The following is a 26,068-nucleotide window of genomic DNA, read 5'->3' on the forward strand; positions in this document are numbered from 1 at the left end:
CGCCTCATGGCCTGCACGGATGCGCTGCACGGCGCCGTTGAAACCTATGATGCGGTGCCCTGGGCGAGCGCGACATTCGAGGGCCAGCGCCATGCGTTCACGCTGCGCATCGACGGTGACGCGGAGAGCGTCGACCGCGCGGCGCTGCGCGTGTGCGGCACGCTGCTGGGGGAGGAGATCGACCTTCCCGGCGAACTCGTCGCCGATCTCGTGATCATCGGCGAGGACAGTCTGCGGCATGGGGCGATGCAGGCGCGGCGCCTGCATTTCGAAGCGCTTACCGTGCGCGACTGAGCAGGCGCTCGTAAACCGGCACGTAGGCCGCGACGCTGCGGTCCCAGTTGCGCTCGGCGGAGACCCACGCCTTGGCTTGCGCCCGGCGTGCGGGCCATGCGCTCCGATCGGCGAGCAGGCCGATCAGGGCATCGGCGGTGGCATCGGGATCGTCGGCCGCGAAGAGCGTGCCGGTGACGCCGTCTTCGATGAGCTCACGGTGCCCGCCGACGTTTGAGGCAGCGACGAGCTTTTCCTGCGCCATCGCTTCCAGCGGTTTCAGTGGCGTCACCAGTTCGGTGAGGCGCATCGCCTTGCGCGGATAGGCGAGCACATCGACAAGGCTGTAGTAGCGATCGACCTCGCTGTGCGGCACGCGGCCGACGAAGCGGATGCGGTCGCCGACGGGCGAAGCCGATGCCGCCGCGCGCAGCGAGGCTTCCATCGGGCCGCCGCCGACGAGCAGCAGGTGCGCCTTCGGCCGTGCCGCGACGAGCCGTGGCATCGCAGCGATCAGGATGTCGAGGCCTTCGTAGTCGTAGAAGGAGCCGAGGAAGCCGATGACCTCCGCGTCCTCAAGGCCGAGCTCGGCCGCGAGCGCGGCGTCGCGCGGCTGCGGATCGCCGAACTGCGCGAGGTCGACCGCGTTCGGAATCTCGAACAGCTTCGCCTCGTCGATACCGCGCGTGCGGAGGTCGCCGAGCAGACCCTTGCAGATCGCGCCCACGGCGTCGGCCTGACGGCACGCCCAGCTTTCGGCGGCGTAGGTCAGGCGGTACTTGAGATCGCCCTCTCGACCTGTGCCGTTGCCGACTGCCGCGTCTTCCCAGAAGGCGCGAATCTCATAAACGAGCGGTAGGTTGTGGCGGCGGGAGGCGCCCCACGCCGCGGCGAAGGTCAGTACCGGCGAATGGGCGTGCAACAGGTCGGGCTTCGTTTCCTCGATCACCGCGTCCAGACGCTTTGCCGTTGCCGAAATCTCACCGATCAGCGGCAGACCGGACTTGCGGGTGCGGTAGAAGGTAAGGCCGTCGACGGTTTCGGGGTCGGGGCCTTCCGCATAGTGCCGCGGTGTTGTCAGCATCTGCGGCTGCCAGCCGAGGCGGCGCTGGCCTTCGATCAGTGCGCGCGAACGGAACGTATAGCCGCTGTGCAGCGGCAGCGAATGATCGAGGATGTGAAGCGGCTTGATCGCCATCAGCGGCCGCGCCGCACCAGATCGGCGACGCAGCGCTCGGCGGTGCGGCCGTCCCAGAATTCCGGGCGCTTCGCAGTCCCTGGCGCGGCGGCAAGCGCGGCATCGAGCGCGCCGACGAGCGCATCGGCTTTCACCAGCCGGTTGGTGCCTTCGGTGACGGTGATCGGCCGTTCGGTATTGTCGCGGAGCGTGAGGCAGGGGATGCCGAGGTAGGTGGTTTCCTCCTGAAGCCCGCCGCTGTCGGTGATCGCGATGCGGGCGTCTTTCAAAAGGCTCATGAACGGCTTGTAGGACTGCGGCTCGGCAAGTGTGATGTTGCCCTTGGCGAGCGTGTCCGAAAGACCGAACGCCTCGACGCGGCTCTTCGTGCGCGGGTGCATCGGGAACATCAGCGGCAGACGCTGCGACGCCTCGACCAGAGCCTCGACGAGCGCCTTTAGCTGCGGGGCTTCATCGACGTTCGACGGGCGGTGCAGCGTGACGATGCCGTAATTGCCCGGCGTGAGGCCGAAGCGGGCGGGGGCGTTCTCGGCATCGAGCTTCGGCCGGATGCGCTCGAAGCTGTCCATCATGATGTTGCCGACGCGCGTGATGCGGCTTTCAGGGATGCCTTCGGCGCGCAGGTGCGCGTCGCCATCGGGCGATGGGGTCCACAGCACGTCGGAGATCGCATCCGTCACCAGCCGGTTGATCTCTTCGGGCATGGCGCGGTCACCCGAACGGAGCCCCGCTTCGAGGTGGACGACGGGAATGTGGAGCTTGGCGCCGACCATCGCGCACGCCGCCGTCGAATTGACGTCGCCGACGACGACGAGCCAGTCCGGCCGTTCGTCCATCGCGATCTTCTCGTAGGCGATCATCACCTTGCCGGTCTGCTCGGCATGGCTGCCGGAGCCGACGCCGAGATGATGATCGGGCGCAGGCAGGTCGAGATCGGTGAAGATGTCGTCCGACATGTTCGCGTCATAGTGCTGTCCAGTGTGGATCAGAACGGGTTCGAAATCATCGTGGGCGGCAAGCGCATGCCAGAGCGGCGCCACCTTCATGAAGTTCGGGCGTGCCGCCGCGATCATGTGCACTCGCCTAGTCATGCGTCGTCCGTTTCCCTTTTCACTTCCGCGTCCTATTGCCAATGCGCCCGGCTTTCGCAAGGCCGGGTGCAAACATTCGGCAAGTACCGTCTGAAGGTGACGGCTTTGCCCTTCGATGCACGAGATGTTAAGCGGGTGCCGTTAACAGCGCGATGACAGCGTCCCGCGATGCGGGCGCGTCTCAGGACCACGCTCAGGACAGGGCCCGGATGGTAGACAATTTCGCATTGCTGGTGTCGCAGCTGATGATGATCGTCGTGCTGTGGCGCTGCTTCACGCTCCCGGCCGAGGACGGCAAGGAAGACGCGCCGAAGCAGGGCTTTCGTGCGCGCAACCGCAGCGCTGCCCGCGGGCGCAACGGGACCACGCCGGTAGACTGATGCGCGACCTCGTTCTCATCCTCTTCATCGTCGGCTTCGTCGTCGCTTCGTTCCGGCGCCCGTATTTCATGGCGCTCGGCTACATCTGGGTCGACTTCCTGCAGCCGCAGAAACTCACCTACTGGTTCCTGAGTGGCGCCCCGGTGGCTCTCATCATGGGGATGGGGGCGGTCGCCTTCTATGTATTCCTCGACGAGAAGCAGCGCATTCGTCTCAGCTTCGTGCAGGGGCTGATCATTTTTCTGGTGCTCTATGCGACGGTCAATACGTTCGGTTGGGCGATCGTGACCGATCATGCGCGGGAGAAATGGGACTGGGTCTCCAAAGGCCTGTTGTTCTCGGTGTTCCTACCGTGGGTGTTGACGACGCGCCGGCGTGTCGAGGCGGCGGCTTTCGTGATGATCCTCAGTACCGCCGCGATCACGATTTCCGGCGGAGTCAAGACGCTTCTCGGGAGCGGCGGCTATGGAACGGTTTCTTTCCTCGTTCAGAGCAACACAGGTCTCTACGAAGGCAGTACGCTTGCGACGGTCGCATTGGCATTCATACCGCTGACGCTCTGGCTTTATCGCCGCAACACAATCATGAAGCCTAGCCTGCTGACACTTCTGGCGACCGCGGGCATTATCTTCTCGATGATTCTCGTCACGGTCGGCGCAGAGGCGCGTACCGGCCTTGTCGCTGGCGCGGTGCTTCTCCTCCTCTTGTGGCTGGTGAACAGCCGAAAGCTCATTTTTGCCGCTGCGATAGCTGCCGCCGCGGCGATCGCTATTCCCATGCTTCCCGCCTCGTTCACGGACCGGATGTCGACGATCAAAACTTACGATGAGGACATGTCGGCGTCGATCCGCCTTTCGGTTTGGAAGTGGACCATCGATTTCGTGAAGGAGCACCCCTTCGGCGGCGGCTTTGGCGTCTATCGCATCAACCAGTTCGACGTGGACATGCAGCGCCGCGAGGGCGTGGCCGACAATATGGACACGCGCACCGTGACGGTGAAGAAAGAGGCGCGCGCTTTCCACAACAGCTTCTTCGAGGTTCTGGGCGAGCTCGGCTATCTGGGCGCGGCGATTTATGTCTCCATCGTCATCCTGGCGCTTCACGCCACATGGACGCTGAGACGCATCAGCACCGGCGATCCGGAGCGGGACGTGTGGTTCCGCGACCTCGGCACGATGATGGCGATCTCGCTGATCGTCTACACGGTGGGTTCGATGTTCGTCAGCATCGCGTTCCAGCCGCCTTATTACGACCTCCTCGCGATCACGATCGCGGCGACGCACATCGCCCGCCGCGAACGGCTGGGCAACAACGTCGACGAGAAGGTCGGCCCGCGGCGGCGTCCGGTCGGGATGGGGACGGCCGCACCCGCAAAAGCCTGATCCGGGCCGGAACAGCGGTTCCAACGCCGCGCGCCTGCCTGTAGAAGCCGGTTGAACCACAATCGGCCTCCGGCGTTGGAAAGCAGATGCCAAACAATCAGATACTCCCCGCGTCCGACATCCAGAACCTGAACGAGGCCTCGGCGTGGATCGCCGCAAACGGCTCCGCGCTGTTCATCTACGGCGCCGTGGCCGTCGGCATCTATCTGCTGCTCGTGGGTATCCGCGCTGTTGCGTGGCGCCTCGTGGGTGCGCCGGGCGCACTGGAGCCGAACAGCTGGCGGGCGATCCTGGGTCAGGTGCTCCGGCGCACGCGCAGCTTCTTTCTCGTCGCCGTCTCCGTTCAGCTCGTGGCCGCGAGCATCTCCGGCCTCGCCGGCGCCCTGCCGGTGGTGCACTTCCTCTTCACGGTGGCGGCAGTCGTGCAGGGCGCGATCTGGATACGCGAGTTCGCGCTCGGCATTGTCACGCGCCGCGCGGCGGGCGAAGACCCGCACAATTCGACGCTCGTCTCGGCGATGGGCGTTATCCGCATCATCATCAACGTGGTGATCTTCGCGATCGCGGGTATCGTCATTCTCGACAACCTCGGCGTCAACGTCACCGCGCTCGTCGCCGGCCTCGGCATCGGCGGTATCGCCATCGGCCTTGCCGCGCAGGGTATCTTTTCAGACCTGTTCGCGGCGCTCTCGATCCTGTTCGACAAGCCGTTCGTGCGCGGCGACGTCATCACGGTGGATACGCTGACCGGCACGGTCGAGGCGATCGGGCTCAAGACCACGCGAATCCGTTCGCTCTCCGGCGAGCTCGTATCCGTGTCGAACGCCAAGCTGCTCGACAATCGCATCCACAATCTGGCTGCCATTCGCCGCCGCCGTGTCGTGATGACGATTGGGGTTATCTACCAGACGCCGCCGGAGGTGCTCGAAAGCCTGCCCGCCGAGATCGAGAAGCTCGCGGAGCCAATTCCGCTCGTGACCTTCAGTCAGGCGTTCCTCACGAACTTTGCCGCAAGTTCCATCGACATCGAGATCATTTTTCATGTCGAGACTGCCGGCGCAAAGGAGATGATGGCCGCGCGGCAGGCCTTCATGTTCCGCCTGGTGCGGCGCTTTGCCGAACTGGGCGTGGATTTCGCTTATCCGACGCAGATGGGCTTCGTCGGCGGTCTCGACGGCAAAGCTGTCGATCCGCTCGCCGCGCCCCTTCATCCCTAAAGCGTCACGTCCTCGATCGAGAGCAGGCTGGCGTTGCCGCCTGCCGAGGTCGTGTCGATGCTCACTGTGCGTTCCACCGCGAAGCGCGGCAGATAGTGCGGCCCGCCCGCCTTCGGCCCGGTGCCCGAAAGGCCTTCGCCGCCGAACGGCTGTGAACCGACGATCGCGCCGATCATCGAGCGGTTGACGTAGAGGTTGCCGACACGCGCCGCCGCCACGGTGCGCTCGCAGCGGCTGGCAATCCGGCTGTGGAGCCCCATGGTAAGGCCGTAGCCGCTGCGGTTGATGCGCGCGATTGTCTCGTCGAGTGTGCCCGTTTTCCATGTCGTGACGTGCAGGATCGGGCCGAACCACTCCTTCGTCATATCCTCGATGCAGTCGAGCCGGATCACCGTTGGCGCGACGAAGCGGCCTTCGGGAACCGCGACCGTGTGCAGCCAGCGGTCCGCCACCGACAGGCGATAGTCTTCGAGCTTCCGGTATGCGGCATCGTCGATCACCGGGCCGACATCGGTGCGCGGATCGGCGGGGTCGCCGACGACGAGCGTATCCATCGCGCCCTTCAGCATCTCGAGCGTGCGATCGAGCACGTCCTCCTGCACGACGAGTAGCCGGAGCGCTGAGCAGCGCTGACCGGCGGAACGGAAGGCTGACGTCACGACGTCGGCGATCACCTGCTCGGGAAGCGCGGTCGAATCGACGATCATCGCGTTGAGCCCCCCGGTTTCGGCGATCAGCGGCACGATCGGCCGCGCGTCATCGGCCACAAGACTGCGCGCGATGGCCTTGGCCGTGCCGGTCGATCCGGTGAAGGCGACGCCCATGACGCGCGGATCGCCGGTGAGCGCGTTCCCGACGTCGGCGCCACCGACGACGAGCTTCAGCACGTCCTTCGGTATGCCCGCCTCATGGGCGAGCGCGACGGCGCGCAGGGCAATGCGCGGCGTCTGCGGGGCGGGCTTCGCGACGACGCTGTTCCCCGCGACGAGCGCCGCCGTGATCTGACCGAGGAAGATCGCGAGCGGGAAGTTCCACGGCGCGATGCAGGCGAAGACGCCGCGGCCTTCAAGGCGCATCGTGTTGCTCTCGCCCGTCGGTCCCGGCAGTTCGATGGGCGCGAACGCCGCGCGTGCCTGGTTGGCATAATAGCGGCAGAAGTCGGCGGCTTCGCGCACTTCGCCGATCGCATCGCCGATGGTCTTGCCCGCCTCGTGGACGGCGAGCGCCATCAGGTCGATGCGATGTTCCTCAAGCAGGTCGGCAAGCCGATTGAGCGCGGCGGCGCGCGTTTCCACGGGCGCGCGCGACCAGCCTTCGAAGGCTGCGTCGGCGGCGGCGATCGCGGTCTGCACCTCCGCCACGGTCGAATCGGCGGGCGCCGGGCCGATGTCGGCGCGGGCGGCGATGGCGGATGCGGTGTCTTCGAGGGTCATGGCGTCCTGCAGATCAAGGCCTTCGCTGTTGCCGCGTACGGCACCGAACAGCGCGGCGGGGAGGGGGATGGAGGGGTGGCGTGTACCCTTGGCCGACACGATCTTCTCGACCGGGTCGGCGAGAAGCTCTTCCTCGGTGACGTTCGGGTCGGCGAGCTGGTGCACGAAGCTGGAGTTGGCGCCGTTTTCGAGCAGGCGCCGCACGAGATAGGCGAGGAGGTCGCGGTGGCCGCCGACGGGCGCATAGATGCGGCAGTTGTAGCCGCCTTCACGCACCAGCCGGTCGTGGAGGCCTTCGCCCATGCCGTGCAGGCGCTGGAATTCGAAGTCACGGCGGTCGCCCGCCCATTCGAGCAACGTCGCGACTGTGAGCGCGTTGTGGCTGGCGAAAGCGGGGTAGATGTGTTTCGCGGCGAGCATGTCACGGGCGCAGGCGAGGTAGGAGACGTCGGTCGCGGCCTTGCGCGTGAACAGCGGATAGTCGGAAAGCCCGGCTTCCTGCGTGCGCTTGATCTCGCTGTCCCAGTAGGCGCCTTTCACGAGCCGTACCGCGATCTTGCGGTTCGTCTCGCCGCCGATCGCGTCCCCCCACGCGATGACGGCGCGGCAGCGCTTCGAATAGGCCTGCACCGCCATGCCGAGCTTGTCCCACCCGGACAGTGACGGCGCGCGGGCGGCGGCGGCGATGATATCGAGCGACATCACGAGCCGCTCCGATTCCTCGGCATCGACGGTAAGGCCGATGTCCGCCTTCGCGGCGCGCCCGGCGAGTTCGACGAGCATGGCGGAGAGTTCAGGCACGCAGGTGTCGGCGTGCGCGGTCTCGTAGCGCGGGTGGAGCGCGGAGAGCTTCACCGAAATGCTGTGATCGCGGCCCTTGCTGCCCTTGCCGATGGCGTCGATCGCGTCCGAGTAGGAGCGGAAGTAGCGCTCGGCGTCGTCCCGCGTGCGCGCCGCTTCGCCGAGCATGTCGAAGCTGGCGACGAAGCCCGTGTGATCCTTGTCGTTCGCGCGTTCCAGCGCCTCCTCGATGGTGCGCCCCATCACGAACACCTGACCCATCAGGCGCATCGCGGTGCCGACGGTGGTGCGCACGACGGGTTCGCCGACGCGGCCGATCAGGCGCTTCAGCGTCGAGCCGCTTTCGCCGACGAGCGAGCGGGTGACGACGAGGCCCCACGTGGCGCTGTTGACGAGCGTGGAATCGGATTTGCCCGCGTGCGCCGACCAGTCGGCGGTGCCGAGCTTGTCGCGGATAAGGAGGTCCGCCGTCTCCGCGTCGGGCACGCGCAGGAAGGCTTCGGCGAGCGCGAGGAGGGCGATGCCTTCGTCGGTGTTGAGCCGGTATTCCTGGAGGAAGCGGTTGACCCAGCCGCTCGACTGCGCGGCGCGCAGCTCGTCGAGAAGCTGCCCCGCGCGCGCGGTGATCCGCTGCCGGGCGGCGGCATCGACCCGCGCGGCTTCGCACAGCGGCAGGATGATGTCGGGTTCGGGCGCCCGGTGCAGGCGCTGCATGTCGGCAAGGATGTCGGCGATGGGCATGGCGAGTCTTTCGCTGATGATCCTTCGATCATGCCAGCGAATGTGGAAAATGTGCTTTGTATTTTCGTTTATATGTCGGAATTATATCCGATGAAATCTCATTTTGCCGAAGAAAGTTCGGATTGATGATCGATGCCGTGGACCGCGCCATCCTGCGCACGCTGCAGGAAGACGGGCGCATCACCAACCAGGCGCTCGCCGAGCGCTGCAACCTTTCGCCCGCCGCCTGCCACGAGCGCGTCCGGCGGCTGCGCGAGAAGGGCTATATCGTCGGCACCGTGGCGGTGCTCGATCCGGTGCTGCTCGATTGCGCGCTGCTCATCTTCGTCGAGGTGCTGCTCGACCGCACGACGTCCGACGTGTTCGACGATTTCGCCGCTGCCGTGCGGCGGATGCCGGCCGTGCTCGAATGCCACATGGTGGCGGGCGGGTTCGATTACCTCATCAAGGCGCGCGTCAAGGACATGGCGGCCTACCGCGCTTTCCTCGGCGATACGCTCGTCGACCTGCCCGGCGTGCGCGAGACGCGGACCTATGCCGTGCTCGAGGAGGTCAAGAATACTCACGTTTTGCCTATCTAGGCAGCCGGGGCGGGGCGCCCTAATCCGGGGCGCAATCACGCGGGAGGCGGGCATGACGGCGATTTTGGTGCAGGAGTACAAGGCGCTCGCGGGCAAGGAAATCGGCGTTTCGCGCTGGGTCGAGATGGATCAGAAGCGCATCGACACCTTCGCCGAATGCACGGAGGATCACCAGTTCATCCATGTCGATCCGGTGCGCGCGGCGCAAACGCCGTTCGGCGGCACGATCGCGCATGGTTTCCTCACGCTGTCGCTGCTTTCGGGGATGGCCTACGACGTGTTTCCGCCGATCGAGGGCACGAAGATGGGCGTGAACTACGGCATGAACAAGCTGCGCTTCCTCGCGCCCGTGCCATCGGGCAAGCGTGTTCGCGGGCGTTTCAAGTTGCTGGAGGTGACCGAGCGCCATCCGGGCGTGCTCCAGTCCACCTACGAGGCGACCATCGAGATCGAGGGCGAGGACAAGCCCGCCCTTCTGGCCGAATGGGTCGGCCTCACTTACGTATAAAGCTCAGGAACAGGAGACTCTCCCATGCGCGAAGCCGTTATCGTTTCCACAGCCCGCACGCCGATCGGCAAGGCCTATCGCGGTGCGTTCAACGCCACCCCGTCGCCGACGCTCGCGGGCCACGCCGTGAAGCACGCTGTCGCGCGCGCGGGCATTGATCCCGCGGAGGTCGATGACTGCGTGTTCGGTTCGGCCATGCTGCAGGGCGTGCAGTCGCCATGCATCGGGCGCCTCGCGGCGCTGCGCGGCGGGCTTCCGGTGACGGTGGCGGGCATGGCGCTCGACCGCCAGTGCGCGAGCGGCCTGATGGCGATCGCGACGGCAGCGAAGCAGGTGATCGTCGACGGGATGCAGATCGTGGTGGGCGGCGGTGTCGAGTCGATCTCGATGGTGCAGAACGAAAAGCTCCGTATCGAGCCTGATCTCAGCCTCATCGAGTTGCAGCCTGCGGCCTATATGCCGATGATCGACACCGCCGAGATCGTCGCCAAGCGCTACAACATCAGCCGCGACGTGTGCGATGAATTCGCCTTCCAGTCGCAGCAGCGCACCGCGGCGGCGCAGCTGGCCGGGCGGTTCGACGACGAGATCGTGCCGCTGCCCTCCGTGATGGTCATGAAGAACAAGGACACGGGCGAGGTCACCAAGCACGAGGTGACGCTGACCAAGGACGAGGGCAACCGCCCCGAGACGACGCTCGAAGGTCTCAAGGGCCTGCAGCCGGTGCGCGGTCCGGGTCATAACGTGACGGCGGGCAACGCCAGCCAGCTTTCGGACGGCGCCTCGGCCTCGCTCGTCATGGAGGCGAAGGAGGCGGAACGCCGCGGCCTGAAGCCGCTCGGCCGCTATGTCGGCATGGCGGTTGCGGGCGTCGAGCCAGACGAGATGGGCATCGGCCCCGTGTTCGCGATCCCGAAGCTCTTGAAGCAGAACGGCCTTACCGTCGCCGATATCGGCCTCTGGGAGCTCAACGAGGCGTTCGCGGTGCAGGCGCTCTACTGCCGCGACAAGCTCGGTATCGATCCCGAGAAATTCAACGTCGATGGCGGCGCAATTTCCGTGGGCCACCCCTACGGCATGTCGGGCGCGCGCCTCACCGGCCATGCCCTGATTGAGGGGCGGCGGCGCGGCGCGAAGTATGTCGTCGTCACCATGTGCATCGGTGGCGGGCAGGGCGCGGCGGGCCTGTTCGAGGTTTATGGTTGATCGCAACGATCTGCTAACCATTTTCGTGCGAGATTCGGGGCATGTCGAATGCATCCGATAACCACCGGAATGCGGCGCGGGCCGCGACCAACTATCTCGCCAGGATGGATTACCGTCGTGGCCAGGTGACGGCGCGCGTTATCGACATGTCGATGACGGGCGCCCGTCTTGCCACGCACGAGCAGGTCGCGATCGGCGAGAGGGTCGTCCTGACGACGGTGCGCATGGGAATGCGGTCCGGCGTTGTCGTACGTTTCGCGGATGGCGAGCTTGGCATTCGTTTCACCGACGAGATCGCCGAGGCGCACGAAGCACGCATGGCAGCTGCGAGTTAAGCGGTCGCGTAGTCCTGCGCGAAAGCCGCTGCCGCGCCGACAAGGCCGGTGTGCATGTGCGTTACGAGCCGCACCGGAATTCTCTGCATTCGCGCCGCATAGCGCCCCTTGTTCGTGAAACGCGCGTGAAAGCCTGACGCGCGAAGCTGCGTTTTCGCCCGGTTCGAAAGCCCGCCGACGATCGCCACGCCCATCGCGCCGTGCGCGAGGGCAATGTCGCCTGCAACGGCGCCGTAAATCATCGCGAAGCGCTCGAACGCGGCATCATCGCCCGCGAGCGCAGCGGTCCAGAGATCGGCATCCGTCATCGGTGAAGCCTCGGGATCGAGCGCAGCGCGGATCGCCCCGAGACCGGGTCCGGAGACGAGCCGCTCGTTGGAGACGCGGCCATACATGCGGCGCAGCGCGGGCATCATCGCTTCTTCGGCCGCATCGAGCGGTGCGAAGGCGATGTGCGCGGCTTCCGTTTCCACCACATCGACGCGTGCGCCGCGCCGGATCAGGATGGCGGCGCCGAGGCCCGTGCCGGGCCCGATCACGCTCACCGGATGGTCGAGCGGGAGCGGCACATCGGGGCCGCACAAATGCTCGGTCCATTCATGGCCCAGCGTCGCAACGCCATGCGCCATCGCGCCGAAATCGTTGAGCAGCGTCAGCGCCCGAAGGCCCAGCCGTTCAGCGAGGCCCGCGCGATGGATTTTCCAGTCGTTGTTGATGAAGGCGAGCACGTCGCCCTCGATCGGGGCGGCAATGCCGATCGCGGCGGCATCCGGAAGGTCGTGGCCGAAGCGCGCGGGGAGGGCTGCCCAGGCGGCTTCCAGCCCTTCAAAGCCCGTACTTTTCAGCGTGACCGGCGCGCCGAGATCAAGGCATTGCCCACCTGCGATCTCCGCGATCGCAAAGCGGGCGTGCGTGCCGCCGATATCGGCTGCGACGATCTTCATCGTGCCGTCAGGCAGGGCACCAGTGAATGTCGACCGGAACGGTGACTTCGGCGAGCACGCGGCCGATCGGCGTGTCCGAAAGCGGCCCGTCCTCCAGCGCCTTTTCGAGCACCGCCTTCGCATCGTCGCCTTCGAGCGCGACGATCAGCGTGCGCGCGGAAATGATCGCCGCGCGGGTCAAAGTCACGCGCGCCACCGGCGCGTCCTTCGGCAGCGGATCGGGCATCACGCCGATGGCGCGGCGGGCCTTCGGGCCGTTCAGCGCCTCGTCGAGATCGGGGCCGCGGAAGATGCCCGCGGTCTCGCCGTTCGCGCCGACATCGAGCCACACGAGATCGGGCGGCCATTGCAGGTCTTCGAGCCGCGCGTCGGCGGCGCGTCCGGCGGCTTTGTAGTCGGCGTTTTCGCTGCCGATCGGCAGCACACGCGCGCCCTTGGGCAGGAAGATACGCGCGAGCGCGGCGGCAGCGGAAAGCGGGCTGTCGACGGCGACGAGGCAGTCGCCGGTCGGCACGATGGTGACGCGCTTCCAGTCGAACTTCGCCTTCGCAACCTCTTTCAGCACGGTGAGCGCGATGCCGCTGCCGGGCACGGCGATCAGCGCCTGCCCGCGCGCATCGATGGCGCTTTCGATAATGAACTGGATGTCGCCCGCCGCCGACGCGGCGAGTTCGGCGGAATCATCTGCATCCCACCATTCGGCTTCAATCATGGCTGCTCCTGCCGGACTGTTCGCACCGAGGCCGGGGCTCGAAGCGAACGATGAAGAATCGCGTCCTGTCTAACGACTGAGACGCGATTCTCCATCCGCAATTTGCCCTGCGCGGGGGGCTATTCGGCCTGCACCGAACCCTTCGCCGGAAGAACCGCCGCAGGTGCGCTTCCCAGCGCGATCGACACCACAGGGGCTTCCGCGCCGCCATCCGCACGGTCGAGCGTCAGCGTTGCGGCCTTCCGGTTACCGGCCTTGTCCTTCAGCACAGCGGTGACGCTCGCCCAGCCTTTGGCGGTCTGGACCGTGCCAAGCCGGTCGGCGGTCCACACCGTGCCCGATTTCACGTCGTTCAGCTTTACCGTGCCGGTCGCGAAGCGCTCACCTACACCCTGCTTCGTGGTGAGGGTGATGCTGTACTCCGCCGACTGCCCGTTCACGGTGAAGGACCGGGCGACCGCCGTGCCGGTCATCGGACGGCTCGGCATGTGCGCGTCGCGCAGCAGCACCGCGCCCGCCTTCGCGCCGGTCACTGCGCCGCCCTCAAGCGCCGCAACGCCGTTCACAATCACGTGGCGGACACCATCTGATGGCAGTGTCGGCGCGTCGAACGTCGCATGATCGCGCACGGTCTTCGGATCGAAGACCATCACGTCGGCGCGCATACCGGGGGCGATGTGGCCGCGATCGACCATGCCGATGATCGCGGCGGGGAGGGCGCTCATCTTGCGGACGGCGTCTTCCATCGTGATCGTGCCGGTATCGCGCACATAGTGGCCGAGGATCTTGGGGAAGCTGCCGAAATAGCGCGGATGGCCCCGATTCTCGATCGAGGCGCCGCAATCGCACGCAACGGCCGTGTCGGGATATTGCAGGAACGCGATCACGTCCTTCTCGTCACCGAACGTCATGTTGGCGCGGGTGTAGGGGTCGCGTTCCAGCGTGCGCAGCACCGCCTCGCCGGCACGGATGTTTTCAGCAGCCATGATGTCAGTGAGCCGTTTGCCGAGATCGGGAAGCGCAATGCCTTCGGCGCCGCCGAGGCGCGTTGCCATCGCATATTCCGCCGCCTCGACGAGCTGCGGGCGGAGCTTCGGATCCTTGAAGCGTGCGAGCATCGCGTCGCGCCCGCCGTCCGCCGCCCAGCCAGGGACGAGGAACGCCTGCAGCATCGTCTGCCCGGCGAGATAGGGGTAGATGTCGATCGCCGTCCACGCTCCGCGCGCGGTGGCGGCAGAGACCATTTCGAGCACCTTCGGCGCATTGCCGCGCTCTTTCCCTGCGCTCTTGATATGCGTGATGACGGGAACGAGTCCTGCTTTCTCGCCGATCAGAACGGTCTCTTCCATGCCCTTGAACGAGCTGAGATTATCCTCGGGGCGCAGCCGGTCGTGGTTCGGGAAATTGGTGCGCCACGGCTTTGCGACCGAGACAATGTCGATCACCTCCTCGGGCTTCGCGTAATAGGATGGGCGGTAATCGAGACCAGAAGCGACGCCCCATGCGCCCGCCTTCAGGTTCTTTTCGATCGCGGCTTTCATCGATGCGATCTGCTCGGGTGTCGGGCGCAGGTCGCGGTCGCCCATCGCGTCCCGCCACACCGCATTGAAGCCCACATAGGCGCCGAGATTCTCGGCAAGTCCGTTCGCAGCCATCTCAGGGAGCTGCGTGGCGATGTCGTTGCCCCCACCGCCGTCGGCATTGACGATCTCGGTGGTGACGCCCTGCGTCAGCATGTTGACTGCGGTCGAGACGCCTTCGGGCTCTGCATGGCTGTGGATGTTGATGAAGCCGGGCGCGACGACGAGCCCGGCGGCGTCGATGGTTTTCGCGGCCTTCGCCTTGCCGAGATCACCCACCGCGACGATGTGCCCGTCCGCGATCGCGACGTCTCCCGGATAGGCGGCAAGGCCGCTGCCGTCGACGATGGTGCCGCCCTTGATCACGATATCATAGGCGGCATCCTTGGCGAGCGCCGGGGCGGCCTGTGCCAGCAGCAGCACGGCGGGTGCGGCGCCCAGCCAGCGCGCGATCTTCCGGTTCATCATAAGCTATTACTCTCCCATCCCTTCGGCGATTCGCCATTCAGGATAATGGCGATCCCCATTGGAAAAATTCAACCTGAATGAGTGATGGGACGGGCAATAATGTGCGGCCGCCGGGTGGCGTGTCTTCCGGCTGGCTGGAGAGCAATGCAGGGGGAAATTTGGAGGCCCGAGCCGGAATCGAACCGGCGTGCAAGGATTTGCAGTCCTCTGCGTAACCACTCCGCCATCGGGCCAAAACGTTGAAATCGCGTGGGTTGCGGGCTTCTAGCCGAACCGAGTTCGCAGTGCAATCCTTGAATGTTCGCAGAGTCATCATTTGTTCTATGCCCCCATCTTCCTGATCGCGGCCTCGCTGTCGCGCCGCTGCGTCATGTATTTCATCGCCATCTGGTATGTCCGGTGCCCTAGGACGGACGAGCATTGCCCCGCCGTACACCCGGCAGCCTCAAGGCGGGCAGCGGCGGCGTAGCGCAGGCCGTGCATCGTCCTGTTCGGCATCCCGTCTATGTCGGCACACGCACGCCTGAGCGCTTGAGACAGCGAGTTGACCGTATAGGGGCGCCCATTGGCAGCGCGTGCGATCGGCCCGCCAAACGTCGTCTTGCGCCCGGCGAGGTGCTTGCGAAGTATGGGGTGGCAGGCGATCTCAAGCGGCTCGCCCGTCTTGGACTGCCTGACGCGTATGATCGTGCCCTGGTAGTCCTCCCAGTCCATGGACACGACATCCTCGCGGCGCTGGCCTGTGTAGAGCGCCAGCATAACGGGCGTTATAACGTGGGCAGCGGCCTTCGACAGGAACAGCGCGATCTCCGGCTCGCTCCACGCGATATAGGGCTTCACCTTGGCCTTGAGCTTCTTGATTTTCGCAGCCGGGTTGAATCCGTCCGGCACCAAATCCTCGGATGCGGCATAGCCGTACAGCACCGATACCGTTTGGATGAACTTGTGCGCCTTGCGCGGTGTCGATGCCATGCTGTCGCGTACCAGCTTTATCATGCCGCGCGTCGTGATCGCGAACGGCTCGTCGCCAAGCTCATCCTCTATGATCCGCAGCGTCTTTGAGTAGTCGAGTTGCGTGGACGCCGCGAGGTGCTTGAACTCTGCGCTGCCCTCAAAGCGCTCCACAAGCCAGCGGAAACTCGCGCGGTCATGTTCGGGCGGCTTCGACTTGCTCAGCGCCAGCAGTTCGGCGTACTTGATATGAAACTCAGGTTCGCCGGGCTGTCCCGGCAATGCCGCGTCGATCCCGGCACGGCGGAAGCGCCAGTAGCGGCGTTTCGCGATGTACGTGTAGGCCAGCTTAGTCACGACCACGCCGCTTCTCCCTGAACCTGCGTTCAAGGTCATAGCTTGCGCGCTGGCGCTCGGCAGCGTCAAGCGGCTGCCCGCCAAGCTGGTCAGCCCACGTATCGAGGTCGTGACGGTCGTACAGCACGCGCTTGCCGAAGTGCTTTGGCTTAGGGCCATTCGCGCGGATCGTGGTGGCACTCAGAGACACGTAGGCAGCGGCCTGCTCGACGCTCATCAGGCGAGGCCAGTCCGGAAGCATGGGTCTCTCTCTCACGCTGCACGGTGGCGCAGGCGTCGGAGGCGCGGGTGTTCCAAAGTTCGACAGGTTCCGGCTCATCCGGGTTGTTTGACCGGGCGCTATCATCACAGCATTCGGACATGGCGCCGCAATTCACACATTCAACCCAGCGGTATCGTTCGCCGGTAGGGCCTTTCGATGTTTGTTCTTCGGCCTCACTGTGGCAAAACGGGCACGGCTTAATCTCGCTCATAGTCGTCATCCTCGAAATTCTCGCAGTCCGCGCGCGGATACCCGCAGCAGTCGCAATCGCCGACCCATTCCCAATCGGCGATCCGCTCGCCACAATTCGGACACCACAGGCCGAACTCGTTACGAATGAAGGGCGCCTCGACCTTCTCACGGAAGCGCTGCATCTCGCTCATGAGCGCGGTCCTTCGGTGGGGTGCGCGGGTGACGGCGGGGCAGCGTAGCGAACAGGCGCGGACGGCGAAACGAAATGCAGCAAACCGCAGGTGGGGAAACATATGAGCCTCAATGCGGCCGCTATCAGGGTGCTAGTTGAGCGCGGACTGTCCGGCGACGACATTCTTGCGGTCGCTGACGCACTGGAATCCGATGCGAAGAAAAGCGCCGCCGCTGTCCGGCAGTCCCGGTACAGGGACAGGAAACGTAACGAACGTGACGTAACGCGTGACGTAACACCCCCCCCTATAGAAGATAATCATACCCCCCCACCTTCTTCTCAACCTTCGGTTTCGAAGAAGGAGCGCGCCCGAGAATTGCCAGACGACTGGCAGCCCCTCCCGTTCGGCGGCGGCACGGTTTGCGGAAAGATCATCGACGGCTGGCCGCCCGGAGAGGTTGACCGCCAGCTTGAGCACTTTCGCGCCCACCACGGCAAGAAAGGGGACAAGTTCAAGGACTGGCAAAAGGCTTGGGCAACGTGGGTTTTGAATTCGGAGAAGTTTGGACATGGACGGCAGCAACAGACCGGTGGTGTACAGCGCAGTGGGACGCCAGCAATCAACGCCCTCGCCAGAGAAGCTCTCGAATGGGGAATGGCGGAAGACGGTTTCGGAAACGGTGGCGCGGATTTCCACGATGCCCTCCCAGCGCCAAGGCGAATTGGACGCGAAGATCATGCTGGCGGCATACGCGGAAGCCCTTGAAGGCGTGCCAGCATGGGCAATCGAAGCTGCGCGGAAATCGCTGATCCGATCGCAGTGGAGACCATCCCCCGGTGAGGTTTACGAAGCCGCTATGATCGAAGTACGGCACCACCGTGAAATGGCTGAAATGCGCCAGAAAGCGCCAGCAAAACCCGCCCAAGAGCACCACCCCTTGCTAGCACCGAGCAGAGAGGAAACGGACAGGCTTAACGCATTCATGGCCGCTCAGGGTCTATCCACCCGCTTCAACTACGACGGCACAACGTATCAGGCATAATCGGCATTCGGACAGGGGCAGCATATGACACAACTCGCAACAATCGAAACACCGGCACTTCCGCCGATGGAAACCCTCGACGCCTATCTCGACGCGGGCCGGCACCTTGCGACGATGCGCAAGCGTCTCGGGTTCCTGATCGGCGATTGGGTCAACCATGGCCGCGAGCATTTCGCCGAGCAGATCGAGATGGCGCTGGAGACGGCTGGGATCGATGAACGGTTTGCGGCACGGGCTGCCAACGTCGCCAAGTCGTTCCCGCCGTCAATCCGCAGTGATGCCCTGTCATTCGATCATCACCGCGTCGTGCTCTCGCTGCCGAGGACCGAGCAGCTTGAGATGCTGACCGAGGCGAGCAAGCGGCACTGGAAGCCCCAGGAACTCAAGGACGCGGTTGCCAAGCGGCGGTACGAGAGCGGGCAGGATTTCCCCGACGATGACGTTGACGCGCATTTCGAGGTGCAGATCATCCGGGCGTGGAACCGGGCAACCACAGCGGCACGGGAGAGCTTCGTCGAGCGTGTCGAGGCAGCGGGACTTGGCGTTATCGATGAAAGCAAAATCTATGACTGATTGCGGTATTCGGCTTCCATCTCGTGCGCGGCGGCTCCCGACGTCGGTGCCTCTGCCTGTCGATCCGGAGTTTGTTCCTACGTTCCTCGCCTATGGCTGGCAGCGCGTCGAACGCATCTGGGGCAAGCGGCGGGTGCAGACGTGGGTGTCGGTGATCGGGCGATTGGAGTTGGAGAGGATGCGGCGGGACGTGCGGAGGGCGAAGTGATGTCGGTATCGATTAACGATATCTTCGACGACCAGATTGCCGAGGTCCTTACGCGCCTTGCGAACGGCGAGAGTTTGCGGTCGATCGGCAATGATGCCCGGATGCCCAAGCACACCACGTTCCTGCTCTGGGTGAGTAAAGACCCTGTTCTGGCTGAGCATTATGCGCGCGCGCGCGAGGTCGGCATGGACGCAATCGGCGAGGAAATCCTTGAGATCGTCGATAGTTCGACACCCGATACGGCGGCGCGTGACCGCCTGCGCTACGACGCCCGCCGCTGGTATCTGTCGAAGCTCGCACCCAAGAAGTACGGGGACAAGCTGGACATGACGTCCAGCGACGGCAGCATGAGCCAGCCATCCGTCATCCGGATCGTCGCGGCAGATGACCGAAGCAAGGATTGAACTTCCGCCAAAGCTGGTCCCGCTGTTCACCCCGCCGCGCGGCGCCGTTCAGTATCGGAACGCTTATGGCGGGCGCGGCTCCGGGAAGTCGTTCAACTTCGCAAAAATGGCTGCGACATGGGGGTATGTTGAGCCCCTGCGAATCCTCTGCACCCGCGAATTTCAGGTCAGCATCTCCGAATCGTTTCATGCTGAACTCAAGGCGGCCATAGCCTCAGAGCCATGGCTTGAGGCGCATTACGACGTCGGCGTGGACTTCCTGAAGGGGGCGAACGGGACGCAGTTCATTTTCCGTGGGCTCCGGCGCAATACGCAGTCGATCAAGTCTCTGGCAATGATAGACCTCACGATCGTCGAAGAGGCTGAGGACGTGCCTGAAATGTCGTGGCTGGCGCTGGAGGCCACAGTGTTCCGCCGCGCCCGCTCGGAGTTGTGGGCCATATGGAACCCGCGAACACAAGATAGCCCGGTCGATAAGCGGTTCAGGAAAAGCCCGCCGGACAACGCGTTGACGGCGGAGTTGAATTGGAACGACAACCCATTTTTCCCGCCCGGGCTGGAAACACTGCGCAGGCGAGAGCAGGAGCGCCTTGATCCGGCAACCTACGCCCATGTCTGGGACGGCGCCTACCTCGTAAATTCGGACGCGCAGGTCTTTTCGGGCAAGTGGCGCACCGCTGAATTCGAGCCCGCCGCATCGTGGGACGGGCCATATCAGGGCGGCGACTTCGGCTATGCTCAAGACCCCACCGCCGCAGTCCGCTGCTACATTCACGGCGACACGATTTACATCAGCCATGAGGCTGGCGGGCGCGGTATCGAACTTGACGCGATTGCCGATAAGGTTTGCGACGCGATCCCAGACTATGAGCGCTATGTCAGCCGCTGGGACAGCGCCTCGCCGGGCTCGATCAGCATCTTGACGCGATCCGGCCTCCCGAGAGCGTCGTCGGCGCCCAAATGGCAGGGGAGCGTTGACGACGGAATACGGTTCCTGCGCTCGTTCCGGGAGATCGTCATCCACCCTCGCTGCGTGAAGACGGCAAGCGAAATGCGGCTATACAGCTACAAGGTTGACCGACTGACGGGTGACATTCTGCCGATCCTGGTCGATGCAAATAATCACTACATCGACGCCCTGCGCTACAGCGTGTCGCCATTGATCAAGAGCCGCCGCTACAACATCCTCGCAGCCTGACGGCGGTAAACCCTATCCACCTCCCGCCAATAGTGGCGGCATGGCGCACACTCTTCCAACCCCGGCGAACCTCAAGACGCGATACCCGGAATTTACCGCCGTTGCCGACGCGACGGTGCAATACTGGCTGACGGATGCCGAGCGGTTCGTCGACGCGTCGTGGCGCGAGGCCGATTATGCGCCCGCCCTGATGGCCGTGGCAGCCGATAGTATGGCGAAGGGGGGATTGCTGCCCGGCGAGGCGGGATTGGCGCTCACGGGCGTGTCCAGCTTCAAATCCGGCACATTTTCCGCGAACATCAGCGACGCCGCACAGACGCAGGCCGCAGAGGGCGGGTGGAGCGCGACGAAATACGGGCGCGAGTTCAAGATGCTCATGCGCCGGAACTTCGGCGGGCCGCGTCTCGTGCAGGCGCCCTGCCTGTGAGCCTCGCTGCCGCCTTCGCCGACATCGCGCTCAGTTTCTCGGCCGCAGTCGGTGCGCCGTTCGTGGACGCGAACATCATCACACCGGGCGCCGCGACATACGACAGCGGCGGTGATATCGCGACACCGGCCAACCCGACGACGCGCGCTTGCAAGGCTCAGGCGGACGAGGCGAGCGAAGCCATGCGCGGGGAGAACGGATACGCAGACGGCGACATAAGAATCCTCATCCTCTCCGCATCGTTCACCGGCAGCATCACGACCGACGACCGCGTGCAGATCACCGCCGGGGTCTATGCGGGCACGTACAGCGTCGAGAGCATCCGCCGCGATCCCGCCAACATCGGGTTCGAACTGCGTGGCCGTCGTGGCTAGGAAGGGTATGCCGGGCGCGAAGGCGCACATTGCGCGGCTGAAGAAGCTCAGCGGGCCGCAGATGATAAACGCGGTCGGCAAGGCGCTTTTCCACGGCGGGGAGATCATCCAGGTCGAGGCGCAGATCAGCATCACGGCTGGGGCTGTCAGCGGGAAGAATCACGTTGCATCCTCGCCGGGCCAGCCGCCGAACAATGACACTGGCCTGCTCGCGGGCAACATCCGCACGACGCAAAAGGCCCCACTGCTCGTCGAGGTGTCGAGCAGCGCGCCATATGCGGCACCGCTCGAATTCGGCACGTCCCGCATGGCTGCCCGTCCGTACATGACCCCGGCCCGCGACAAGAAACGCGGCGAGGTCACAAAGATCGTTCGGGACGCCGTCGAGCGCGTCGTCAAGCGTTCAGGGGGTGGGCGCTGATGGCGACGGCGGACTTCACACGCGACCTGCGGCGCGCGGTCATCACGGCGCTGAAGGCAGACACAACGCTGATCGCCATCGTCCCGGCGGCGCGCATATACCCCTCGACCGTCCCAGCCAGCCCGACGTTCCCGTTCATCCGCTGGGACGCGCCGAACAACATACCGCGCGGTCACGGCTGCACGCAGGGGGCGGATATCTCGTTCTTCGTCCACAACTTCGCCAAGCCCCGCATGTCCGGCGCACAAGTTGCCGAAACCGCCGAATCCTACTGCGAGCGCATCACGGCGCTGATGGCAAAGGCGCTGCACCGGGAGAGACTGGCGCTCACCAACGCAACGGCCCGCGTTCGGGTCCGCAGCACGCGCGTCATGATGGACGGCGACGAGCGGGATGCCTTCCACGGCCTGCTAGATTGCATTGCCGCCGTAACGATCACCTGATACAAGACCGCCGGTGGCAGTCGGCGACATCTCCGAGCGCATGTTTCGCGCGCTGTGCGTTCAGCTTATCCGGGCGGGCAAGCTCGATAGCGACGATATCGATGCAGCCGCCGACGAACTCAGCGCGCAGGGCGATGACGACGCGGCGAACACGCTGCGGTGCTTCACGCTGCACGCAGCGGCCCCGTCACAGTCCGAATGGATCGCCGAACAGCGCCGCAAGCAGATGCGGCCCATCGACGGCGGGCGAAAAGGCGACGGCGGTAAACCCACCGACTGAGGCAACATAGCGTCTCCGGCAATTCCACTTCGGAGATTGCCGCGTGACCATTCCAGCCTCCGCCGATCTTGGCGTCCTGTCGATCCGCACGGCAGTCGGCCCGCCCGCTGTTTACGCCGTTCTGTGCGGCCTCACCAACCTCGGTATCAACGAGACAATCTCGACCAGCGAGACGTTCGTTCGCGATTGCGACACGCCGAACCGTCCTGGTGGCCGCAAAATCCGAAATCAGGGCTATTCCTGCACGATCACTGCATCGGGTCAGGACAATATCGATCTCTACGAGACCTATGCCGATGCCCTTGGCGTGCGGCAGGTCTACCAGATCGACCTTCGCGAAGATGACGGCTCCGACACCGGCGCGTCGATGGGCCTGCTCACCGTCACCGGGATCATGACCGCCCGCAACCGCTCGATCAGCGATGAGAGCCCCGGCACGCTCGAAGTGACGTTCGAGGCCGAAACGGTTCCGGTCTGGGTGCCTGTGACCTGACATGGACACGGCGCTTGACCTGTCGTTCGCCGACGGGTCTTACAGGTTTTGGCTTCCACTCCCCCAAGCGCTTGAGCTTGAGCGCCGTTGCGGCGGCAAATCACTATTCCAGATGTACGACCAGATCGGCGGCGGCCTCGCGATTGACGGCGAGGCCCCGGTCTACGTCGGCGGCGGCGCTGCAATGGTCACGGATGTTCGTGAAATCATCCGGCTCGCGCTGATCGGCGGCAATAGCTGCATCGTGGACGGCGAGGAAAAGCAGGTTGGCCCGATGACCGCCAAGCAGCTTGTCGATGATTACGTCTACCCCGCGCGCCCGTTCACCGAGAGCCTGCACGTCGCATGGTCGATCCTGCACGCGGCGATCACTGGCATTTCGCTCAAAAAAAAAGCCGGAGCGGAAAAGCCGAAAAGCCCAAAGCGCTCCGTAAAGGCCAAGTCCTCAGCAACTGCGGGATGATGGGCCTCGACCCCGCCGCGCTCTCGCTGTCGGGATATTTCGAGGCGCTTGAGGCGCACAACGAAGCGCACAGCCCGGACGAGAAGGGCGAGCGCGCGCCCGTCGATCACGAGCGATTGGCGAGGCTGAACAAGGCGCTGGGGATCGGAGGATAACATGGCCGAGATTGACCCGGTGATTTTGCAGCTCATCGCCGATACGAAAAAGTATCAGGTCGATGTACAGAACGCCACGCGCGTCGTCGAGCAGCGGCTCGATGCGCAAGGGCGCTCGGTCCAGAGGCTCGAAAAGCAGTTCAAGGCATCGTCCGGGCGCATCAGTGCGACCATGAAGGGTCTCGCCGGGTCGCTGGCTGCGGCGTTTTCGGTGCGGCAGGTGCAGCAGTACGCCGACAGCTACACGCAATACACGAACCAGTTGAAGGTCGCCGGCCTTGAAGGCGAGGCGCTGGCGAAAACGCAGGAAGAGCTATTCGGCATCGCGCAGCGGTACGGCGTTGAACTCGAAAGCCTCGGCACGCTCTACAGCCGGGGCGCGCAGGTGTCTCGTGAACTTGGCGCATCGCAGGCCGAACTCATTCAGTTCTCGTCCGGTGTCGCGGCGGCGCTCAAGGTGCAGGGCGGCGCGGCGTCGTCGGCGCAGGGGGCGCTGTTGCAGCTATCGCAGGCGCTTGGCAGCGGAACTGTGCGCGCGGAAGAATTCAACTCGATCAACGAGGGCGCGTTGCCGATCCTGAAGGCGGTCGCGGCCAATCTCGATGCTGCGGGCGGGTCCGTCGCGAAACTCAAGAACCTCGTCAATGACGGCAAGGTCAGCAGCGACGCATTCTTCCGCGCGTTCCTGAAGGGCACGGCGGATCTTGAAGCGCAGGCGGCGCGGTCGTCGCTCACCATCGGCAACAGCTTCACCGTCCTGAACAACGCGCTCGGCAAGTTCATCGGCGAGACCGATCAATCATTGTCGGCGACCGAGCGCGTATCGCAGGCGATCATCGGGCTATCGGAGAACCTCGACACGGTATCGACCGCGCTCGTCGTCATCAGCACAGTGATGGTCGGGCGGTTCGCGGCTGGCATGGTCGCAGGCGCCACGGCAACAGGGCTGACATCGACGGCGGTGTTTGCGCTTCAGGCGCGCGCGGCGGGCGCTGCAACCACGATGGAAGCGCTGGCACTCACCAGCCGCGCGGCGGGGACGTCCATGCTTGCAGCGTTCGGCGGGCCTGTCGGGCTCGCAGTGACGGCGCTTGTCGGCGGGATCATCTATCTCGCGACGCGGACGAACGACAGCCGAGACGCGGCGCTCGACCTTGCCGTTGCGCACCGGGAGGCGTCGAAAGCCGAGGACGAGCACCGCAAGGTACTCACCGAACTCAACACGAAAATGGGCGAGGGCGCCAAGATCGCCCGTGACGCAGCGAAAGCCGCGCGCGAAAAAGCTCAGGCCGATTTGGCGCAAGCTCAGGCCGCTCTCAAGGCCGCAATAGCCGAACGGGAAAAGGCCAAGGCGCAGGCGGCAACGGCAGCCGAGATCGCGCGCGCGCAGTCTGGCGCAGGCGAAGACCGCCGCTACTCGGTGTTGGGCGCGCAGGTCGCCGGACGCGCGGGCGTCGCGAAAAAGGACGCGTCAGTCATTGAGGCGCAAGCGGATATCATCACCCTGGAGCGCCGCCTGAAAGAATTGCAGGACGGTTTGGACGGCCCCGGCGCCAGCGACAAGCCGATCAAGCTCATCGACAAGGGCAAGAAATCCAAAGGCCCCACCGCCGCCGAACTCGAAGCCCGCCACAATCAGGAAATGTCCCGCCTCCGCATGGAGGAACTGAGCGCTCGCCTCGATCTCGTCACGGGTGCGGAGGAGCGCGCAGCCTTGCAAAAGGCGCTGCTCGATGAGGAATACAAGGCCCGTAAAGCCGAAATCCTCGCCGATGAAGACCTGACGAAAGCGCGCAAGGCCGAACAGTTGAAGGCGCTCGATGTGCTGTACAAGAACGGCGGGCTTTACGGCGATGCTGTCAGCCGGGAGAAGCGCGCGCAGCTTGAGGAAGAGGCGCTGGATATCGCCAGCGCCCGCAATGAAAACGAGCGCGACCTGCTCTCGTCCGACCTGCAACTCGCCGACAATCGCGAACAGCGCCGCGATATCGAATTGCGGCTGCTTGATCTCGCATACGATCAGGAACGCGCGGAACTCGAAGCCGTGCTTGCGAGCGTCGCCGCGACGGATGCGCAGAAGAAAATCGCAGCCGAACGCCTGCGCATCCTCGACCGGCTGAAGTCCAGCGACACGGCGGCGGTTAATCGCGAATACGAAAGCCCGGTTGAGCGCTATCGCAGGGGGCTTGAGGAGGACGCCGGCAACCTCAACGATATCGTCGAGGAAAGCGCGATCGATGCGATGGACCGCTTCGGCGACAGCATCGCGAATACCAGCGCGGAATACCTGAAGCTCGGCGGGGTCGCGGGCGATGTCATCAACGGGATTATCCGCGACCTGATCCGGCTCGCGGTGCAGCAGACGGTCGTGAAGTCCATCATGGGTGCGATCTCGTCGGCGTTCGGCGGCAGTGTGGCAAGCGACTCCGTGAACGCCTTCGATTCCAACTTCCGGGGGCTCGCATCCGGCACAAACTACGCCCACGGCGGCATGTACAACGTCGGCGAGAGCGGGCCTGAGCGCGTGTTTCTCCCGCGCGGGTCAAAGGTCATGCCCGCGACCCAGACCGCCGCGATGGGCCGCAACAGCCAGCCCATGCAGGTCGTCGTCCGTGTCGCACCCTCGCCGTACTTCGACGCGACCGTGGACAGCCGGGCGGCGAACGTCGCGGCGCCGATGGCGATTGCGTCGGGTGTGGAGTCGTCTCGGCAGGCACAGCAGAGCATGATGCGGCGCGGGCGTAATCGCATCCCTTGAGGTGGTGACGGCGGTAATCCCGCGCACCCCTTGACGCCATCGTC

The 26,068-nt window shown here is 64.8% G+C and carries 32 protein-coding genes and 1 tRNA gene; 21 read left to right on the forward strand and 12 right to left on the reverse strand.

The window, feature by feature from the left end:
- Positions 1-6: 6 nt before the first annotated feature.
- A complete protein-coding gene (locus ACFQ00_RS07550; RefSeq protein ID WP_381488484.1) occupies positions 7-294 on the forward strand; it encodes a hypothetical protein in 288 nt (95 codons plus the stop codon).
- Here the strand turns inward: ACFQ00_RS07550 and ACFQ00_RS07555 are convergent.
- Both ACFQ00_RS07555 and wecB read right to left on the reverse strand, forming a co-directional pair.
- Positions 278-1,471, reverse strand: a complete 1,194-nt coding sequence (locus ACFQ00_RS07555) for a TIGR04063 family PEP-CTERM/XrtA system glycosyltransferase (RefSeq protein ID WP_381488487.1) — start codon at positions 1,469-1,471, stop codon at positions 278-280. The genes ACFQ00_RS07550 and ACFQ00_RS07555 overlap by 17 nt on opposite strands.
- Positions 1,471-2,544, reverse strand: a complete 1,074-nt coding sequence (gene wecB / locus ACFQ00_RS07560) for a non-hydrolyzing UDP-N-acetylglucosamine 2-epimerase (RefSeq protein ID WP_381488490.1) — start codon at positions 2,542-2,544, stop codon at positions 1,471-1,473. Before wecB ends, ACFQ00_RS07555 begins: the two co-directional genes overlap by 1 nt.
- 227 nt (positions 2,545-2,771) lie before the next feature.
- On the opposite strand from wecB, the gene ACFQ00_RS07565 reads away from it, so the two are divergent.
- The 3 genes from ACFQ00_RS07565 (at position 2,772) to ACFQ00_RS07575 (ending at position 5,541) form a co-directional block, all read left to right on the forward strand.
- Complete coding sequence (locus ACFQ00_RS07565) at positions 2,772-2,942, forward strand: hypothetical protein (RefSeq protein WP_381488493.1); 171 nt, start codon at positions 2,772-2,774, stop codon at positions 2,940-2,942.
- A complete protein-coding gene (locus ACFQ00_RS07570; protein ID WP_381488495.1) occupies positions 2,942-4,324 on the forward strand; it encodes a putative O-glycosylation ligase, exosortase A system-associated in 1,383 nt (460 codons plus the stop codon). Before ACFQ00_RS07565 ends, ACFQ00_RS07570 begins: the two co-directional genes overlap by 1 nt.
- Positions 4,325-4,410: 86 nt before the next feature.
- Positions 4,411-5,541, forward strand: a complete 1,131-nt coding sequence (locus tag ACFQ00_RS07575; RefSeq protein WP_381488498.1) for a mechanosensitive ion channel family protein — start codon at positions 4,411-4,413, stop codon at positions 5,539-5,541.
- Here ACFQ00_RS07575 and ACFQ00_RS07580 read toward each other — a convergent pair.
- Positions 5,538-8,516, reverse strand: a complete 2,979-nt coding sequence (locus ACFQ00_RS07580) for an L-glutamate gamma-semialdehyde dehydrogenase (protein ID WP_381488501.1) — start codon at positions 8,514-8,516, stop codon at positions 5,538-5,540. The two genes, ACFQ00_RS07575 and ACFQ00_RS07580, sit on opposite strands and share 4 nt — an antisense overlap.
- A gap of 125 nt (positions 8,517-8,641) precedes the next feature.
- Between ACFQ00_RS07580 and ACFQ00_RS07585 the strand changes: the two genes are divergently transcribed.
- The 4 genes from ACFQ00_RS07585 to ACFQ00_RS07600 are packed head-to-tail and all read left to right on the forward strand — an operon-like array spanning position 8,642 to position 11,146.
- Entirely contained in the window at positions 8,642-9,097 is a 456-nt protein-coding gene (locus ACFQ00_RS07585) for an Lrp/AsnC ligand binding domain-containing protein (RefSeq protein ID WP_293778840.1), read from the forward strand.
- Between the two features lie 52 nt (positions 9,098-9,149).
- Positions 9,150-9,605: a MaoC family dehydratase gene (locus tag ACFQ00_RS07590; protein WP_381488504.1), complete on the forward strand. Its 456-nt coding sequence runs from the start codon at positions 9,150-9,152 to the stop codon at positions 9,603-9,605.
- 24 nt (positions 9,606-9,629) lie between these two features.
- Positions 9,630-10,811 carry an acetyl-CoA C-acyltransferase gene (locus ACFQ00_RS07595; RefSeq protein ID WP_381488507.1) on the forward strand — a complete coding sequence of 394 codons (1,182 nt, stop codon included), beginning with the start codon at positions 9,630-9,632 and terminating at the stop codon, positions 10,809-10,811.
- A 41-nt stretch (positions 10,812-10,852) separates the two neighbouring features.
- Positions 10,853-11,146 (forward strand): PilZ domain-containing protein, encoded by a 294-nt coding sequence (locus tag ACFQ00_RS07600; RefSeq protein WP_381488510.1) that lies wholly within the window; start codon positions 10,853-10,855, stop codon positions 11,144-11,146.
- Here ACFQ00_RS07600 and ACFQ00_RS07605 read toward each other — a convergent pair.
- The 9 genes from ACFQ00_RS07605 to ACFQ00_RS07645 form a co-directional block, all read right to left on the reverse strand.
- Positions 11,143-12,090, reverse strand: a complete 948-nt coding sequence (locus ACFQ00_RS07605; RefSeq protein WP_381488513.1) for a glucokinase — start codon at positions 12,088-12,090, stop codon at positions 11,143-11,145. The two genes, ACFQ00_RS07600 and ACFQ00_RS07605, sit on opposite strands and share 4 nt — an antisense overlap.
- A gap of 7 nt (positions 12,091-12,097) precedes the next feature.
- On the reverse strand, positions 12,098-12,802 hold the full coding sequence (locus tag ACFQ00_RS07610; protein ID WP_381488516.1) for a 6-phosphogluconolactonase: 705 nt from the start codon (positions 12,800-12,802) through the stop codon (positions 12,098-12,100).
- Positions 12,803-12,921: 119 nt separating this feature from the next.
- Entirely contained in the window at positions 12,922-14,850 is a 1,929-nt protein-coding gene (locus ACFQ00_RS07615) for an N-acyl-D-amino-acid deacylase family protein (protein WP_381488519.1), read from the reverse strand.
- Between the two features lie 159 nt (positions 14,851-15,009).
- Positions 15,010-15,083: transfer RNA gene (locus tag ACFQ00_RS07620), tRNA-Cys, on the reverse strand.
- 88 nt (positions 15,084-15,171) lie between these two features.
- Positions 15,172-16,164, reverse strand: coding sequence for a tyrosine-type recombinase/integrase (locus ACFQ00_RS07625; RefSeq protein ID WP_381488522.1), 993 nt, complete (start codon positions 16,162-16,164; stop codon positions 15,172-15,174).
- Complete coding sequence (locus ACFQ00_RS07630; RefSeq protein WP_381488722.1) at positions 16,151-16,399, reverse strand: helix-turn-helix transcriptional regulator; 249 nt, start codon at positions 16,397-16,399, stop codon at positions 16,151-16,153. The genes ACFQ00_RS07625 and ACFQ00_RS07630 overlap by 14 nt, the downstream gene beginning before the upstream one ends.
- Positions 16,308-16,640 (reverse strand): Lar family restriction alleviation protein, encoded by a 333-nt coding sequence (locus ACFQ00_RS07635; RefSeq protein ID WP_381488525.1) that lies wholly within the window; start codon positions 16,638-16,640, stop codon positions 16,308-16,310. The genes ACFQ00_RS07630 and ACFQ00_RS07635 overlap by 92 nt, the downstream gene beginning before the upstream one ends.
- On the reverse strand, positions 16,618-16,803 hold the full coding sequence (locus tag ACFQ00_RS07640; RefSeq protein WP_381488527.1) for a hypothetical protein: 186 nt from the start codon (positions 16,801-16,803) through the stop codon (positions 16,618-16,620). Before ACFQ00_RS07640 ends, ACFQ00_RS07635 begins: the two co-directional genes overlap by 23 nt.
- A gap of 132 nt (positions 16,804-16,935) precedes the next feature.
- Positions 16,936-17,481: a hypothetical protein gene (locus tag ACFQ00_RS07645; RefSeq protein ID WP_381488529.1), complete on the reverse strand. Its 546-nt coding sequence runs from the start codon at positions 17,479-17,481 to the stop codon at positions 16,936-16,938.
- 40 nt (positions 17,482-17,521) lie between these two features.
- Between ACFQ00_RS07645 and ACFQ00_RS07650 the strand changes: the two genes are divergently transcribed.
- From ACFQ00_RS07650 to ACFQ00_RS07710, 13 genes are all read left to right on the forward strand, one after another.
- Positions 17,522-17,827, forward strand: coding sequence for a hypothetical protein (locus ACFQ00_RS07650; RefSeq protein ID WP_381488531.1), 306 nt, complete (start codon positions 17,522-17,524; stop codon positions 17,825-17,827).
- Positions 17,828-17,851: 24 nt separating this feature from the next.
- Positions 17,852-18,400: a hypothetical protein gene (locus ACFQ00_RS07655; protein WP_381488534.1), complete on the forward strand. Its 549-nt coding sequence runs from the start codon at positions 17,852-17,854 to the stop codon at positions 18,398-18,400.
- A 207-nt stretch (positions 18,401-18,607) separates the two neighbouring features.
- A complete protein-coding gene (locus ACFQ00_RS07660) occupies positions 18,608-19,012 on the forward strand; it encodes a terminase small subunit-like protein (RefSeq protein ID WP_381488537.1) in 405 nt (134 codons plus the stop codon).
- Positions 18,993-20,210 carry a PBSX family phage terminase large subunit gene (locus ACFQ00_RS07665; RefSeq protein ID WP_381488539.1) on the forward strand — a complete coding sequence of 406 codons (1,218 nt, stop codon included), beginning with the start codon at positions 18,993-18,995 and terminating at the stop codon, positions 20,208-20,210. Before ACFQ00_RS07660 ends, ACFQ00_RS07665 begins: the two co-directional genes overlap by 20 nt.
- 40 nt (positions 20,211-20,250) lie before the next feature.
- Positions 20,251-20,637: a DUF4054 domain-containing protein gene (locus ACFQ00_RS07670; RefSeq protein ID WP_381488542.1), complete on the forward strand. Its 387-nt coding sequence runs from the start codon at positions 20,251-20,253 to the stop codon at positions 20,635-20,637.
- The gene (locus ACFQ00_RS07675) at positions 20,634-21,011 is read left to right on the forward strand and encodes a hypothetical protein (RefSeq protein ID WP_381488544.1); all 378 of its coding nucleotides are present in this window, start codon (positions 20,634-20,636) and stop codon (positions 21,009-21,011) included. The genes ACFQ00_RS07670 and ACFQ00_RS07675 overlap by 4 nt, the downstream gene beginning before the upstream one ends.
- Before the next feature lie 7 nt (positions 21,012-21,018).
- Complete coding sequence (locus ACFQ00_RS07680; protein ID WP_381488547.1) at positions 21,019-21,432, forward strand: HK97-gp10 family putative phage morphogenesis protein; 414 nt, start codon at positions 21,019-21,021, stop codon at positions 21,430-21,432.
- The gene (gene gp17, locus ACFQ00_RS07685; protein ID WP_381488550.1) at positions 21,432-21,875 is read left to right on the forward strand and encodes a tail completion protein gp17; all 444 of its coding nucleotides are present in this window, start codon (positions 21,432-21,434) and stop codon (positions 21,873-21,875) included. The genes ACFQ00_RS07680 and gp17 overlap by 1 nt, the downstream gene beginning before the upstream one ends.
- Positions 21,876-21,888: 13 nt before the next feature.
- Positions 21,889-22,155 carry a hypothetical protein gene (locus ACFQ00_RS07690; RefSeq protein ID WP_381488552.1) on the forward strand — a complete coding sequence of 89 codons (267 nt, stop codon included), beginning with the start codon at positions 21,889-21,891 and terminating at the stop codon, positions 22,153-22,155.
- Between the two features lie 43 nt (positions 22,156-22,198).
- Positions 22,199-22,648, forward strand: a complete 450-nt coding sequence (locus tag ACFQ00_RS07695) for a hypothetical protein (RefSeq protein ID WP_381488554.1) — start codon at positions 22,199-22,201, stop codon at positions 22,646-22,648.
- A gap of 1 nt (position 22,649) precedes the next feature.
- Positions 22,650-23,111: a hypothetical protein gene (locus ACFQ00_RS07700; protein ID WP_381488557.1), complete on the forward strand. Its 462-nt coding sequence runs from the start codon at positions 22,650-22,652 to the stop codon at positions 23,109-23,111.
- Positions 23,108-23,266 carry a hypothetical protein gene (locus ACFQ00_RS07705; protein ID WP_381488561.1) on the forward strand — a complete coding sequence of 53 codons (159 nt, stop codon included), beginning with the start codon at positions 23,108-23,110 and terminating at the stop codon, positions 23,264-23,266. The genes ACFQ00_RS07700 and ACFQ00_RS07705 overlap by 4 nt, the downstream gene beginning before the upstream one ends.
- 1 nt (position 23,267) lies before the next feature.
- On the forward strand, positions 23,268-26,024 hold the full coding sequence (locus tag ACFQ00_RS07710; protein WP_381488565.1) for a tape measure protein: 2,757 nt from the start codon (positions 23,268-23,270) through the stop codon (positions 26,022-26,024).
- The last annotated feature ends 44 nt before the right edge of the window (positions 26,025-26,068 follow it).

Source organism: Sphingosinicella xenopeptidilytica, from assembly GCF_042676985.1.
Classification (GTDB): domain Bacteria; phylum Pseudomonadota; class Alphaproteobacteria; order Sphingomonadales; family Sphingomonadaceae; genus Sphingosinicella; species Sphingosinicella xenopeptidilytica.

What these genes read in the sequence shown, in the direction of transcription:
- ACFQ00_RS07550 (WP_381488484.1), top strand. Translation starts at nt 7, where the DNA reads ATGGCCTGCACGGATGCGCTGCACGGCGCCGTTGAAACCTATGATGCG.
- ACFQ00_RS07555 (WP_381488487.1), bottom strand. Translation starts at nt 1,471, where the DNA reads ATGGCGATCAAGCCGCTTCACATCCTCGATCATTCGCTGCCGCTGCAC.
- wecB (WP_381488490.1), bottom strand. Translation starts at nt 2,544, where the DNA reads ATGATCGCGGCGGCACGCCCGAACTTCATGAAGGTGGCGCCGCTCTGG.
- ACFQ00_RS07565 (WP_381488493.1), top strand. Translation starts at nt 2,772, where the DNA reads ATGGTAGACAATTTCGCATTGCTGGTGTCGCAGCTGATGATGATCGTC.
- ACFQ00_RS07570 (WP_381488495.1), top strand. Translation starts at nt 2,942, where the DNA reads ATGCGCGACCTCGTTCTCATCCTCTTCATCGTCGGCTTCGTCGTCGCT.
- ACFQ00_RS07575 (WP_381488498.1), top strand. Translation starts at nt 4,411, where the DNA reads ATGCCAAACAATCAGATACTCCCCGCGTCCGACATCCAGAACCTGAAC.
- ACFQ00_RS07580 (WP_381488501.1), bottom strand. Translation starts at nt 8,516, where the DNA reads ATGCCCATCGCCGACATCCTTGCCGACATGCAGCGCCTGCACCGGGCG.
- ACFQ00_RS07585 (WP_293778840.1), top strand. Translation starts at nt 8,642, where the DNA reads ATGATCGATGCCGTGGACCGCGCCATCCTGCGCACGCTGCAGGAAGAC.
- ACFQ00_RS07590 (WP_381488504.1), top strand. Translation starts at nt 9,150, where the DNA reads ATGACGGCGATTTTGGTGCAGGAGTACAAGGCGCTCGCGGGCAAGGAA.
- ACFQ00_RS07595 (WP_381488507.1), top strand. Translation starts at nt 9,630, where the DNA reads ATGCGCGAAGCCGTTATCGTTTCCACAGCCCGCACGCCGATCGGCAAG.
- ACFQ00_RS07600 (WP_381488510.1), top strand. Translation starts at nt 10,853, where the DNA reads ATGTCGAATGCATCCGATAACCACCGGAATGCGGCGCGGGCCGCGACC.
- ACFQ00_RS07605 (WP_381488513.1), bottom strand. Translation starts at nt 12,090, where the DNA reads ATGAAGATCGTCGCAGCCGATATCGGCGGCACGCACGCCCGCTTTGCG.
- ACFQ00_RS07610 (WP_381488516.1), bottom strand. Translation starts at nt 12,802, where the DNA reads ATGATTGAAGCCGAATGGTGGGATGCAGATGATTCCGCCGAACTCGCC.
- ACFQ00_RS07615 (WP_381488519.1), bottom strand. Translation starts at nt 14,850, where the DNA reads ATGATGAACCGGAAGATCGCGCGCTGGCTGGGCGCCGCACCCGCCGTG.
- ACFQ00_RS07630 (WP_381488722.1), bottom strand. Translation starts at nt 16,399, where the DNA reads ATGCTTCCGGACTGGCCTCGCCTGATGAGCGTCGAGCAGGCCGCTGCC.
- ACFQ00_RS07635 (WP_381488525.1), bottom strand. Translation starts at nt 16,640, where the DNA reads ATGACGACTATGAGCGAGATTAAGCCGTGCCCGTTTTGCCACAGTGAG.
- ACFQ00_RS07640 (WP_381488527.1), bottom strand. Translation starts at nt 16,803, where the DNA reads ATGAGCGAGATGCAGCGCTTCCGTGAGAAGGTCGAGGCGCCCTTCATT.
- ACFQ00_RS07650 (WP_381488531.1), top strand. Translation starts at nt 17,522, where the DNA reads ATGCTGGCGGCATACGCGGAAGCCCTTGAAGGCGTGCCAGCATGGGCA.
- ACFQ00_RS07655 (WP_381488534.1), top strand. Translation starts at nt 17,852, where the DNA reads ATGACACAACTCGCAACAATCGAAACACCGGCACTTCCGCCGATGGAA.
- ACFQ00_RS07660 (WP_381488537.1), top strand. Translation starts at nt 18,608, where the DNA reads ATGTCGGTATCGATTAACGATATCTTCGACGACCAGATTGCCGAGGTC.
- ACFQ00_RS07665 (WP_381488539.1), top strand. Translation starts at nt 18,993, where the DNA reads ATGACCGAAGCAAGGATTGAACTTCCGCCAAAGCTGGTCCCGCTGTTC.
- ACFQ00_RS07670 (WP_381488542.1), top strand. Translation starts at nt 20,251, where the DNA reads ATGGCGCACACTCTTCCAACCCCGGCGAACCTCAAGACGCGATACCCG.
- ACFQ00_RS07680 (WP_381488547.1), top strand. Translation starts at nt 21,019, where the DNA reads ATGCCGGGCGCGAAGGCGCACATTGCGCGGCTGAAGAAGCTCAGCGGG.
- gp17 (WP_381488550.1), top strand. Translation starts at nt 21,432, where the DNA reads ATGGCGACGGCGGACTTCACACGCGACCTGCGGCGCGCGGTCATCACG.
- ACFQ00_RS07700 (WP_381488557.1), top strand. Translation starts at nt 22,650, where the DNA reads ATGGACACGGCGCTTGACCTGTCGTTCGCCGACGGGTCTTACAGGTTT.
- ACFQ00_RS07705 (WP_381488561.1), top strand. Translation starts at nt 23,108, where the DNA reads ATGATGGGCCTCGACCCCGCCGCGCTCTCGCTGTCGGGATATTTCGAG.
- ACFQ00_RS07710 (WP_381488565.1), top strand. Translation starts at nt 23,268, where the DNA reads ATGGCCGAGATTGACCCGGTGATTTTGCAGCTCATCGCCGATACGAAA.